The 13141-nt window shown below is 66.4% G+C and carries 9 protein-coding genes; 1 reads left to right on the top strand and 8 read right to left on the bottom strand.

What is annotated here, in order from left to right; translation table 11 throughout:
- Positions 1-16 precede the first annotated feature (16 nt).
- The 7 genes from CMC5_RS10400 to CMC5_RS10370 form a co-directional block, all read right to left on the bottom strand.
- A complete protein-coding gene (locus CMC5_RS10400) occupies positions 17-1432 on the bottom strand; it encodes an ATP-binding protein (RefSeq protein WP_050430253.1) in 1416 nt (471 codons plus the stop codon).
- Positions 1433-1533: 101 nt separating this feature from the next.
- Positions 1534-1965: an STAS/SEC14 domain-containing protein gene (locus tag CMC5_RS10395; protein WP_050430252.1), complete on the bottom strand. Its 432-nt coding sequence runs from the start codon at positions 1963-1965 to the stop codon at positions 1534-1536.
- A gap of 132 nt (positions 1966-2097) precedes the next feature.
- Positions 2098-2532 carry a SpoIIAA family protein gene (locus CMC5_RS10390; RefSeq protein ID WP_156338429.1) on the bottom strand — a complete coding sequence of 145 codons (435 nt, stop codon included), beginning with the start codon at positions 2530-2532 and terminating at the stop codon, positions 2098-2100.
- A gap of 180 nt (positions 2533-2712) precedes the next feature.
- Entirely contained in the window at positions 2713-7686 is a 4974-nt protein-coding gene (locus tag CMC5_RS10385; protein WP_050430250.1) for an RHS repeat-associated core domain-containing protein, read from the bottom strand.
- 154 nt (positions 7687-7840) lie between these two features.
- Positions 7841-8833: a hypothetical protein gene (locus CMC5_RS10380; protein ID WP_156338428.1), complete on the bottom strand. Its 993-nt coding sequence runs from the start codon at positions 8831-8833 to the stop codon at positions 7841-7843.
- A 579-nt stretch (positions 8834-9412) separates the two neighbouring features.
- Complete coding sequence (locus tag CMC5_RS10375; protein ID WP_050430248.1) at positions 9413-9973, bottom strand: Uma2 family endonuclease; 561 nt, start codon at positions 9971-9973, stop codon at positions 9413-9415.
- A 24-nt stretch (positions 9974-9997) separates the two neighbouring features.
- Positions 9998-10429, bottom strand: a complete 432-nt coding sequence (locus tag CMC5_RS10370) for a VOC family protein (RefSeq protein WP_050430247.1) — start codon at positions 10427-10429, stop codon at positions 9998-10000.
- A 119-nt stretch (positions 10430-10548) separates the two neighbouring features.
- On the opposite strand from CMC5_RS10370, the gene CMC5_RS10365 reads away from it, so the two are divergent.
- Positions 10549-11589, top strand: a complete 1041-nt coding sequence (locus CMC5_RS10365) for a DUF4349 domain-containing protein (RefSeq protein ID WP_050430246.1) — start codon at positions 10549-10551, stop codon at positions 11587-11589.
- A 71-nt stretch (positions 11590-11660) separates the two neighbouring features.
- On the opposite strand, the gene icd is transcribed toward CMC5_RS10365, so the two are convergent.
- Positions 11661-13058 carry an NADP-dependent isocitrate dehydrogenase gene (gene icd, locus CMC5_RS10360; RefSeq protein WP_050430245.1) on the bottom strand — a complete coding sequence of 466 codons (1398 nt, stop codon included), beginning with the start codon at positions 13056-13058 and terminating at the stop codon, positions 11661-11663.
- Positions 13059-13141 lie beyond the last annotated feature (83 nt).

Below are 13141 nucleotides of genomic sequence, written 5' to 3'. Positions count from 1 at the left end.
CGTTCCTCCAGGGCGCTCATCCGACGCGCTCCGCCGTCCCGTGCTCCTGCTCCCCACCGAGCGACACCGGAAGCTCCAGCGTGAAGGTCGCCCCCTGCCCTGCACCATCACTCCGTACCGACAACGATCCTCCCATCGCACTCGCCGCGCCCTCTGCCCAGTGCAGCCCGAGGCCTCGACTCCCCGCCTTCGTCGAGTACCCGAGCTGGAACACCTGGCTCATCGTCTCTCGCTCCAGCCCGATGCCGTTGTCCTCGACGACGACGCGCGCCCGGTCCGGACCACAGAGAGAGGCCGCGACCCGGATGCGCCGCGGCTCTGCCTTCGAGTTTACCAGCGCGTCCTTGGCGTTGCTCACCAGATTCACCAGGATCTGCAGCACGCGATGGCGCTCCAGCGGCGCCGCGGGCACCCGCGAGATGGCGCGCGAGACCTCGATCCCGTGCCGCTGGAGCGCAGCGCCGTGCATCCGCAAGGCCTCCTCCACCAGCTCGTTCAGCTCCACCTCCTCCACCATGCGGGGGCTGTGCGCGTAGGTCTGCTGAGCTGCGACGATGGCGTTGATCTGCTCCACGTTGCCGAGCAGCGTCTCCACGCCCCCGAGCAGCTCCGCGCGGTCGCGCCCGAGCCGATCGGCCAGCTTGGGAAGGAACGTGAGCAGCAGCCGCCCTCGTTCATCGTCCTGGAAGAAGCGCCCGAGGTCGCGCCCGTTCTCCGTCATCAGCTCCACGCTCTTCTGGAGGCGGTCGACCGGCATCAGATCGATGCGATCGGCCAGCAGCTGGGCGGCGAGGTTCACACCCGTCAGCGCATTCCCCACATTGTGCAGCACCACGGTCGCCACCTCGGCCATGCCCTCACGGTGGGCCATGTCCACCAGCCGCCCGTGGACCTCTTCCAGCTCGCGCGCACGCACCATCGCGCTGCGACCCAGGTCGTCGTAGCGCGCCGCGTTATGCAGCGCGAGCGCCCCTTGAGCGCAGAGCACGGACAGCGCATCGATCCGCTCGGACGAGAACACCCCCTCGGCCTGCGTGTGCTCCAGGTAGATCACCGCCCTCACCTGGCCGCCGTACTCCAGCGGCATGCACAGCACCGATCGCGCAGGATGCTCGGAGAAATAAGGATCCAGCGCGAAGGCTTGCTCGCGCACCGCGTCTGCGAACACCACCCATTGCCCCCTGCGCTCGGTGAGCGCGACGAGGCCCCTGGGGCTCGCGCCACCGCGCCGCGCCGAAGCTCCCTCCGCGATGACGAAGGACAGCAGGTCGCCCTGATCGTCCCCCGCCGCGAGCAGCACCCCGCGCTCCGCGCCAGCATGCTGGACGAGGATCCGCGTCAGCAGCGCGCGCAGCCGCTCCGGCACGAGCTCGGAGGAGATGGTCCGTGCAGCTTCGAAGAGCGCGAGGGGTAGCGTGCTCGCGTCGGGCATCAACCCCCCGAAGCGGCAGCCACATGCTTCGACATGTCCGCAGCTGATCCAAGCATGGGAGGCGACAATACGCGCCGCACAACACTCCGGCAACTACAGCGCTAGAAGGTACCGCTGCGACGCGTGGGGACAGCCGCGTAGAGCGCGTGGTGACGCGCCTCGATCCAGGTGCGCGCCTCGGTGGGCGACTTGAAGAAGCGCACCTCGTGGTTCGAATCCGACAGCAACCGCATCGCGCCAATGGTCAACGTGACCAGCAGTCTCGTTTGAAAACTCGCCCCGTGGAACGCCAGCACCCGATAGGCCACCTGCTCCGCCGAGACGGCGGCCAGCTTCCTGGCACCGGGGCTCATCGAGCCCATCTCGGTCACGTCGACGAGCACCAGCACATCGGGCTGCGTCCGCGTGTGCTCCGTGATGAAGCCGGTGATTCCGACGGCATCCTGCTCGGAAATTGGACCGCGCACCGTGAACTCGATGAGTGCAGGTGCGGTGTACCGGAGATGGTGCTTCCCGAAGCTGTCCTCGATCATGCTGACCCTGGTCGGGACCTACCATCGAGCATGCCCGATTCGTCGCATGACCGCCACCACCGAGACGACGATCCTCTTCGATCGATCATTGCGGTGGTGAGGCAACGCGCCCCGGGAGTGAGCAAGGCCTTCTCAGGAGGAGGAGACGAAGGCGGGGTACAACACGCGGAGGCGCTCGTCGATCCATGCGCGCGCCTCGGACTCCGTCGTGAAGAAGCGGATCTCACAGCCAGTCGGTGCTCCGCCACCCAGCGACATCAACTGGGATGCGACCAGCGTGAGCTTCGTCGTGAGGCGCATCTGGAAGCTCGCGCGATAGTACGCCAGCACCCTGAACGGGATGCGGGGGGTGAAGTCTGCCGCGATCTTCCTCGCCTCGATGCTCACGCTGCCGCCCTCGCCGAGATCGGCAATGCCGAGGAGATGAGGGCGCCCCCGAGAGAAACGCGCCACCGTCTCCAGGAACTGGCGCATCTCGTCCCCGGATAGGTCACCTCGCACGACCATGTCGACCACGCCTGGCTCATGGAAGGTGAGTGTGTGTCGGCCGTAGGAAGGGTCACTCACGGTAGGACCTCACAGGATTCTGTGTGGCGCGATCACCGAGGTGGGGCAACAGCCAGCTTGCCTCGACCTACCGAAATTCTGGGGTTCGCAGCGATCATCCGTGCAGGTGGGCCGCGCATGGCCCCCGGAGGAGCCGGGGGTCAGGAACCTGGCGCAGCCCCGCATTCGGAGGCACCTGGCTCAGAGCCGCGTGATGAAGATGCTCTGTGCATCGAACTCCGCGACGCTGAAGATGCCGCTCGGACCGGGGACGGGCAGGTTGTTGTAGACGTTGTTGATGCGATCCGAGTTCAGCCGGAAGGTGGCTCGCTCGCCCAGCAGGCGCGATGCGCGAAGGGGGCTCTCGCCACCAGCGCTACCGCCCGAGCGGGACGCCGTCGAGGTACCGCTGCTCCCGGAGCTCGACGCGCTGCTCGGCGCACTCAGAGCACCGTGAGCGCTGTGCCCTGCTCCGGCGAAGCCCGTGGCGAGGCTGGTGGCACCCAGGCCCAGCGAGACCCAGCCCAGGATGCTGGCGGTCCTCGTGTCTCCGTGGTTGGCGGTGACGGTCGCCGCCACACCGACGCCCGCAGAGGCGAGCCCGAGGCCGTCCGCGGCCACCGAGAAGCCGAGCGCGATGGCGTCGGCACGGGCGAATTTCGGGATGGTCTCAGCCAGTAGACTCTCGCTGATCCCGGCCACCTCGTTCTTGACCGCCCTGGCCGTGGCTGCGCCCGCAGAGGCTGTGGAGGCGGCGGAGCGGACGGCTGCAGTGATGCCGACGACGCCGCTCGCAATACCGAGGCCAGTCGCGACCCAGTTGAGGATCCCGGACGCCTTCTGGTTGTCTTCGAGGGCCGACGCGGCAATCCCGACGGCGCTCGACGCGACCCCCACCACCGCTGCCGTGACCGACAGGGCACTCGTGGTGGCCAGCGCGCCAATGACACCAGTGCCAGCGATCACGCCCATACCAACGGCAGCCCCAGCGCCGAGAGTGAATACGCCGAAAAGGATGCTCGCAATGCCGATGCCGATGTTCACCCACGCCGAGGTGCTGAGGTGCCCCGTGGGATCGAACCGATTGATCGGATCATTGCCACAGTAGACGTAGGGATTCACGCCCCCCTGTCCGAACGGACTCCACCCATCCGGGCTGTGGAAGCGCATGAGGGTCGGGTTGTAGACGCGGTAGCCGTTGCCCAGGAAATACCAGCCGGTGACCGGGTCCCGGAACTCACCGTTGAAGCCGAGAAGGATCTCCCCCGGACCCGAGGTGCTGCGCTCGCCATAGGCCGTGTAGCGAAAATGCTCGGACTGCCCTTGCTGGGCATCCAGAGAGGTCAGCGTGCTGTTCTGGCCATCCGTGGCGAAGAGGTGACTGCGCGAGGAGCCGCCCTGTTCATCGCCTTGCGCCAGCGTGTTTCCCTCCGCGGTCAAGAACGAAAGCCGGCGACCACCGATGGTCTGCCCGACGATGCTCTCTCCCTGGAAGGACCTGAAGGCGTCGACACCATCGGGCAAGGTCTGGGCGGCGAGCCTGCCCATGGAGTCGTAGTGGTACTGGCTCAACACACGCTGGTCCGCGTCGAGCACCTGCACCAACCGACCACGACCGTCGTAAACGAGCCGCTGTCCGCGCTCGTCACGAACGAGGTTCCCGGCCTCGTCATAATCGAGGATCGACTCCTTGCCATGGGTCTCGATGCGCGTGAGCTGGGTCGGATCCCGAGGCCCATAGGTGTAGTTCGTCGTCTCCACACCGCTACCGTCGGAGCTCTCGAGCCGCGTGATGTTGCTCCAGCGGTCGAAGGAGAAGACCTGCTCACGCACGGCACGACCGCTGGCGTCCCTCGGGGGCTGGCTCCCGTCGCACTGATACCGCTGCAGACGCCGCCGGCTGTCGTAGCTGAACACCTCGTCGCGCCACAGCTCTCCCCCCACGGTGGTGACACGTCGGCCTATCTGTCCCGTGGCGACATAGGTCGTCGCAATCACCTGCTCCGGCTGGGCGGGGGTGGCGATGATGGCGCGCCGGGTCTCACGGCCGAAGTCGTCGTAGGTCATGGAGGTGACCAGGCTGGAGCGCATGGCCGTGTCTTCGACGCGAAGCATCGATACCCTCCCGGCACGGTCGTACGCATACGTGGCCACGCGAGTTCCGTTCTGGCATTGCTCGAGGCGGCCGTGAGCGTCGTAGGCGCTGGTGTGCGGATTTCCGAAACCGTCGGTGAAGGTCTGGAGGAGACCCGACATGCTGTAGGCGTAGCGCGAGGCTGCCGCATTCTGCTGGGCGCCCCCCTGGATCACGTCCGTCGCACTGCGCATCAAGCCCGACGCGAAGTAGCGCAGATCCTGCGTCGCGCCGCCGCTCTCCCCCTGAGCAAGCGCCGCCGTCCTGGGGCTGTACTGGTAGGTGATGCGGTCACCACCGCCATCGAGGGAAACGAGTCGCCCCCCCAGGTGGGCGGCATACTGGAGCTGTAGCGTGACGCTGGGGGTGATGATCTGGGAGGGTTTGTCGCCGCGCTCTCCATAGCCATAGCGGGTCGTGCGCCCACCGACGCTCTCCGAGGTCACCCGGGACAGGCCGTCATAGGTGCGGGACCCGAAGCTCGTACCGTCGACCGAGACCCCGGTCGAGAGCGCGCTGGCGCTGAACGCAGCGTACTGCGACTGCACCCGGGTCCCATCGGGCAGCACCCGCCCGACCTCACGGTCGAAAGCGTCGTAGGAATACCTCGTCATGTTGCCGAGCGGGTCCTCCTCGGCGACCTTCCGCCCGAACCCATCGTACTGATGGCGCGTCGTCGCAGCGACCCGCCCGTCCGCGTGAACCAGGGTCACGGTCGAGGGGTTGTCGAAGGCGTCGAACGTGGTCACCGTCATGCCCTCACCTTCGAGGCCGCGGCGCATCGTCCGGGTCACCGGGTCATGACCGGACAGCAGCACGCGACCATCGGCAAACGTGGTGCGGTTCAGCGACCCCCAGCCGTCGTAGGCGAAGCGGGTCACCTGGCTGGTCGGCGTCGCGAGCCGCGACGTCTGCTGCGCATTCCACCACCAGTCATGGCGCTTCTCCGCAATCACCTGACCGAGAACGTCGTAGGAGTTCTCCAACGTCTGGCGAAACGTCCCTTGATAGGCCGCGCTCCCCGTCGGGAGATCGCGGTCGTCGTCCTGCGCTTCGACAGAGCAGACACGCCCGAGGCCATCGTAATGAACCCGCGTCCCCACCCCCTGGGTATCGGTCTCCACGAGCATCGGCCACCCGTTCGCCTCGCCGGCCGCGGGATAGCGGTACTCGTAGCGGCGCCTCACCTCGTTCGCAGTCTCGGGTGACATCACCTGCTCGACCAGCCGCCCCAGAGCATCGTAGGTGGAGGCCGTCGTCACCCCATTCACGTCGGTCTCTCGCCAGCGCCGGCTGGTGATGCGGGAGAAGGTGACGCTCGTGCTCGCGCGGACACCGTCGAAGCCAGTGGTGGTGGTGGTCGTCGTCGTGGCCCCCCCCTGCACGGCATACGCGAAGAAGATCACCGTGGTGCTACCACCGAGACTGACGCTCGACTCTCTCAGCAAGCCATGGGTATTCGCGCTGGCAGGGGTGTCGTTGTAAGCGAAGGTCCTCGTCTGACCGCTGGAGAGACGCTCCGTGGCCTTGGTGACGAAGTAGGGCGCCGGGAGCCCACCGAGGGTCGACGTCTGCGCATAGCTGTAGTCGGTGGTCCGGGCAGTGGCGTCGCCCGAGGCGCTCGGAGCAGGCGTGCTGGTGATGCGCTTGACGTAGCGGACGAAGCCGAAGGGATCGGCCGGGCATTGCCCTGCGGTACCGGCCGCCGGAAAGTAATCGTAGGACGTCCTGACCCCGGTCGCGTCGACGGTGCTCAGCGTATTTCCGTAATCGTCGGTCTCGGTCTCCACGATCTCGTCTCGCCCGCTGGCCGGCGACTGCACGTGCTCGTAGCGCGTGACGATGCGACGTGGCTGCTGGAGGTTCGCCGGTTGCTGCTCGAAAGCGAGCGACGGCTTGTCATTGTACGTGATGGTCGTCGTGGTCCGGGTGCCCTGCTGAACCTTCGCCTCCCGCGTCAGGAGGTGGAACTTGTTGAAGGTGCGCACCGTGGACGACAGCACCGCCGTACCATCGAGAACATTCTCGGTGCTCTCGTAGCTGTAATCACCGCGCACCAGGTAGAGGTTGTCCTCACCTTCCACGAACACGGGGCTACCGGACTCGTAGCCGAGGAAGTTGCGATCCTGGCTGAACTGATAGGTCTTGGTGATGGTCGGTTGCCCGCGACCCGGGAGCACGGCGTGTGACATCACGCAGGGGACGAAGCCGCCCCCGTTCAATCGGAGGCCATCCTGCAAATACTGGACGGTATCGACCGATCCTGCCGGGCTCCTCAGCCGCTCGATGCCGCGGAAGGAAGGACCGAGGTTCATGTAGGAGAAAGCGTAACTGGGCAATGCGCTGACATCCCCGACCGGATCGGCCGCATCGTACGGGAGGGTCACGGTGGTCAGCAGGTTGTTCTGGTAACGCAGCAGGATCCTCGCGGTCCGACCGTGATCGACGGGGAACTCGACGAGAACGGCATTGCCGGCTTGATAGGTGATGGTCAGGTGGCTCTGCCCGGTCTGGACGAGGACGACCCGCGTCAGGTAGGGGACGCCATCCACCATTTGCTCGTGATGGAACTGAAACGTCTCACCACTGGGAAACCGCAGGAAAGCCAGCCTTGCGACCGGATCACCGGGACGGGCGACGAGTCGCTCGACGAGCCCGTCCTTGTGGATGACGTCGAAGGTGTTCGCATCGATCACCCTCACCCTGAAGTCCTTGAGCTTTTGATCCCTGAAGGTGAGATCTTGACCAGCCTGGGGCAGCGCATTGCCCCTGAAGCTCCGCCCATCGGAGAAGGTCAGGATGTTCATCCCCCGGTCCAGATCGAGGGTCGTCAGGTTCAGGGACCATCCCACGCCGAAGCCGCGGTTCGTCGGGCTGAGCGCCGAGAAGCCGAGGGTGAGGTCACGGCTCAGCTCATCGAGGTTGGGAGGGCGGAGCTGGGCGAGGTGGATCGACGCCGTATACTGGCCCGTCCTCGGGTCGACGCCTCCGGAGATGTACGAGCTGAAGTTGAATGCATTGGAGTGAATGGATTCGTGCATGGTCGTTTCCTCTGCAATGCGGCGCAATCGCCTGGAAGTGGGGCAACGGATACGAAGGGGAAGCGCGCGCGGGCGCTCGCCAGGGGATCGGCGAAGCGCGGAGAGCGCGCCTGGCGGGGAGGGTCAGTGCACCGAGACTCCAGGAACGGAGCGCTCAGCCAGGGATGATCTCGATCTCGTCACCCAGATCGTTCGTCGCCTGGATCCGGTAGCGATACGTATTCCCGTACACGTCGGTGACAGTGATCCTTGCAGGATCCGCCCAGTCGTCACCGGAGGTCCAGGTGCAACCATTGACGACGAGCCGGGTGGCGCCCCACTGGTTCTCCGCCAGCGTCATCGTGTAATCGAAAGGCTCGACGCAGCCCCCACTCATGGCGTCATTCGTTCTCACTGGCCACCTGCCTGGACCGAAGACTCGCCCACGCGTGAGCACTCGGCGGCTGGGGTTGCTGTTATCCTGCCGGCCAAGCTCGTAGAAATGTCGCGCATTGGTGGGGTCCACGAGGATCTGCTTGACCCTCACCCGCGCTGGCATGGCCCAACGATGAGCAAAAACTCGCTGCCGCCATGTAGGATTCAGGTTGCTCATCGTCCGATCGTAAAGCGTCTCGATGGGCGTGGTGACCAGCTCCGAGATCTCGACGGAGGGCGGACGCACGGCTTCCAGAGTGACGCTGCTGGTGAAGTTGTGGCCTTCGAACGACATGTTCGTCGTGAGAACACGGCCGTCGTCGAGCCGCATACGCGCCATCAGCCGCTCAGTCCCTGTCCGATGTGAGCGCACGAAGCGAGAGAAGACATCAGGGACGTCGTTTCTGGCCTCCGCTCCACGGGCTTCGGCCTCCACCTCCCCACCAGTACGCTCTTCGGCCGCAAAGCTGGTGACGCCTCCCAGCTCGTACTGATTTCGCGTCTTGTCGACGCTCCATCCATCGGGCAAGGTGGTCTGGTTCAGATTGGACGAGAAGGCGACCACCGTGATCGATTCGCGCTCCGTGTCGCTCAGAGACACCTTGACGGGCACACCGGTCCCCCTGTCCTCCATCTTCATCACGCTGACATTCACGTGGCTCTGCTGATTGCCATTGGCGTAGAATCGGTTCGAGTTGGCCGAGATTTCGAATCTGCTGACGGTAATGGACATGATCTTGGTTCCTTCATGAGCCAGTCGGGTGAACACGCGCGGCAGGGGCGCCGTGGGCGCATGGCGTCGAGATGTCGTTTTGCTGCGATTCGGGCCGTGTGTCAGACAGCTACCGCGCTGACGACGACCTCATCCCGAAGCGCAATGCCCTCGGCAACCAAGAGCCGTGCACACGCCGAGCCCGCAGCCCTCTGGCTCGTAACGCGGTCATAGGGGAGCCCGCTAGCAGAGAGCATGCCTGGACGATTCGCATCGGCAGCTTGCAACGCCGATGGCGTCCAACTGCGTGGTCCCCACTATTTCTACGGAGATACGGCCTGACCGGACGAGCTGGCCCCTCCCCCGCTCACAATGCCCGGTACGACGCCGTGTCCTCACAGGACGCGAGCGCTTCGTGACGGGACGCAACCCCTCTCCGACACCCCGCGGCGACGCGCTTTCCTCGCTCGAGAGCCCCTCGTGGCGAGCCACGTCCCGTCACGGAAACGGACGCAGCGCCGAGGCGGGGTAGGGACGTGGTGGCGCCGGGCCACAAGAGGGGGCCCCCCTGCAGGCACGATGCCGTCGGGGCATCGAGCCTCAATCCTCCCAGAGCACGCCCAGCTCGATCTCCGCAGCCTCGAACGGCTCCACCTGCACCGTCGCCGACCCCCTCCATGCCCCCACACGAGCCCAGAGACCCGCGTCGTTCCGGTACACCTCGAGCGTCTGCGTCCGAGGGTCGAGCAGCCAGAGATGACCCACCCCTTCCCGCGCGTAGATGTCCATCTTGTCCGACCGATCGATGGCCTCGGTCGCAGGCGACAGCACCTCGCACACCCAGTCGGGCGTGTTGAAGATCGCCGCATCCTTCATCGCGATGCGCGGCATCTTCTCGCGGCGAAAACCGGCGATGTCGGGGACCACGATGTCGGGGCCGAGATGCAGCTCGGGCTCGTCCAGCAAGGCCCACTTGCCTGGACCCCCCAGCCCCCTGCGGAACGGCAGGTACAGCTCCCCCGCGAGCACGGAGGCCGCATTCCGGTAGGGAAGCGCAGGGCGCGGGTTCGTGTGGAGAACGCCCTTGAGGATCTCGGCACAGTGATGGTGCGGAACGTCGAGAAGATCCTGGTAGGTCGCACGGCGCACGGAGTCGGGCATGTCGGGTCGGTCCTTTCGAGCAGATCAGGTGCGAGCGAAGAGGCTGGCCAGGTCCTTGAACGACTTGAACTCCAGCGCATTGCCGCTGGGGTCCTTGATGAACATCGTGGCTTGCTCGCCGACCTCACCGGGAAAGCGAACGTGGGGCTCCACGAGGAAGCGGACGCCGGCCTCCCGCAAGCGGTCCCGCAGGGCGTGCCAGTCGTCCCAGGGCAAGACGGCGCCGAAGTGGCGCACGGGGATGTCGTCCCCGTCGACGGGATTGGTGGCAACGCTGGCATCGGCCTGCTCGACCAGGTGCGCGGTGATCTGGTGGCCGAAGAAGTCGAAGTCGATCCACCGGTCGCTCTCGCGCCCCAGCGCGCACCCGAGCACGTCCCGGTAGAAGTGGCGGGTGGTCTCCAGCGCGGTCACGGGGAACGCGAGGTGAAACGGGGGCCTCGGGGTCGTCGTCATGGTGCAGCCTCTCGATGGATCGCGAGCACTGGGGGTGCATCCTAGAGCAGGGATGCCGGCGCGCGAAAACCCCTTCCCGGCCATGGCGAGGTTGTAGACTCGGCACCGTGGAGGTTCGCATGCGCATCCATCCCTTCCTGAGTGCCCTCCTCGGCGCGCTCGTCCTCGCCGGCTGCGGGTCGGCGTACTACGCAGGCGAGGCCGCGAGCTCTCCGGCACCGCAGGATGTCTCGGGGTACGGCGCGAACTACGGACCGTCGGCGCCGCCAGCGCCGCCAGCCGACGATGACGCGCGGATCGAGAACTTCATCATGGAGCCTGGCGCCGTCGTCTCCATCGCGTCCGAGAGTTCTTCCCACGATCGGGAAGAGCGGCAGGCCGAAGCCCCATCAGGGCCGGCGATGGGGCTGGCTCCGCCGAAGAGCCCGCAGAGCACCGGAGGGCCGAGGGCGGTGCCGAACGTATCGCCGCAGGTCAAGAAGGAAGCGCCCCCTCCCCCCAGCACGTCTCCCTCCGGCACGTCTCCCTCCAGCACGCCAGGAGCCCCGGACACCTCACCGACGACCGCATCTCCCACGGTGACGCCGACCCCAGGACAGCAGGCCCCCGGTGAGGTCGCGCAGCCCCGACGCCCGATGCTCGTCTACGTCGCTGGCCTGTGGGTCCTCGTCGAGAACCCGACGGAGGCGTTCACCGCCATCGAAGCCATGACCCGCGAGTTCGGCGGATTCCTCTCCGTGCGCACCGACGCATCGATCACCGTGCGCATCCCGGTGGCTCGGTACGAAGAAGCGCTGGATCGGGTGAGCCGCCTCGGCGAGATCCAGCGGCGCGACATCTCCGTGGAAGACGTGACCGAAGCGTTCCTCGATCTCGAGATCCGGCTGAAGAACCTGCGCGCGATTCGCGCCCGACTGGAGCTGCTCCTCCCGAAGGCGAAGAACGTCGAGGAGGCCGTGGAGATCGAGCGGGAGCTCTACCGCGTCGTCGGCGAGATCGAGCGCATCGAGGGAAAGATGAAGCTCCTCCGCGACCGCGCCGCGTTCTCGACGATCACCGTCCACGTGCTCGCGCGCGCCCAGGAGAAGGTGCAGAGCAAGGTGACGCTCCCTGTCCCGTGGCTCGGCGCGCTGGGACTGGGCCGCCTTCTCAGACTGTGATGTGACGTGATGCGCGACAGGGGGGCCGCAGCGCGAGTGGGCGACGACGCCCCTCGCGCTGCGCGTGGGACTCAGCCCATGTGCTTGATGATCGCGTCGCCGAACTCCGAGCACTTGACCTCGGTTGCGCCTTCCATGAGGCGGGCGAAGTCGTAGGTCACGGTCTTCGCGCCGATCGCGCCGTCCATGCCCTTGTTGATGAGGTCCGCCGCCTCGACCCAGCCGAGGTGCCGGAGCATCATCTCGCCCGACAGGATCACCGAGCCCGGGTTCACCTTGTCGAGGTTCGCGTACTTCGGCGCCGTGCCGTGGGTCGCCTCGAAGATCGCGTGACCGGACACGTAGTTGATGTTGCCGCCGGGGGCGATGCCGATGCCGCCGATCTGCGCCGCGAGCGCGTCGGACAGGTAGTCGCCGTTCAGGTTCAGCGTCGCGATGACGTCGAACTCCTTCGGGCGGGTGAGCACCTGCTGCAGCGTGATGTCCGCGATCGAGTCCTTGATGCGGAGCAGCTTCTTCCACTTCCCGCCGCCGTGCGTCGACCAGAGCTTCAGCGCCTCCTCGACCTCGGCGCGGAACTCCGCCTGCATCTCCGGGGGCGCCATGTCGTAGCCCGGCTCGATCTCGCGCGCGTTCTGCTCCACGGTGAGGTCGGGGTTCTTCTCCTTGTTGCCGAGGATCCACGACTCGCGCTCGGTGACGACCTTCTCACGGAAGTCGCGCTGCGCGAGGGCGTAGCCCCAGCTCTTGAACGCGCCCTCGGTGAACTTCATGATGTTGCCCTTGTGGACGAGGTTCACGCTCTTGCGGTCGAAGCGCAGGGCGTACTCGATGGCGGCGCGCACGAGGCGCTCGGTGCCCTCGCTGCTGACGGGCTTGACGCCGATGCCGCTCGTCCCGGGGAAGCGGATGTTCTTCACCCCCATCTCCTTCTGGAGGAAGTCGATGACCTTCTTCGCCTGGGGGCTCTCCGCCTCCCACTCGATGCCGGCGTAGATGTCTTCCGTGTTCTCGCGGAAGATCACCATGTCGACCGAGCCGGGGTCACGCACCGGCGAGGGCACCCCCTTGTACCAGCGCACCGGGCGCAGGCAGACGTAGAGGTCGAGGAGCTGGCGCAGCGCGACGTTCAGCGACCGGATGCCCTTGCCGATCGGCGTCGTGAGCGGCCCCTTGATGCCGACGAGGTACTTCCGGTAGGCCTCCACCGTCCCGTCCGGGAGCCAGGTGCCGAAGGTGTTGTAGGCCTTCTCGCCCGCGAACACCTCGTACCAAGCGATCTTCCGCTTGCCGCCGTACGCCTTCTCGACCGCAGCGTCGAACACGCGGACGCTCGCGCGCCAGATGTCAGGTCCGGTCCCGTCACCCTCGATGAAGGGGAGAATGGGTTGATCCGGCACATTGAGGGCGCCGGTGCTCGACATGGTGATGGCTTGCCCGTGGGTGGGCTCGGGGAAGGTGGTGGACATACCGCGGGCGCTTAGCGCGCCGACCTTGCTGCCGCAACGGCCAGAACGCCCCGCCAGCCGTCCAGCGTGGGCCGCGCGTGCGT

It is taken from the genome of Chondromyces crocatus (genome assembly GCF_001189295.1).
Lineage (GTDB): Bacteria > Myxococcota_A > Polyangia > Polyangiales > Polyangiaceae > Chondromyces > Chondromyces crocatus.
The sequence above is the reverse complement of the archived record's forward strand: the minus strand, read 5'-3'. Positions and strand labels throughout refer to the sequence as shown.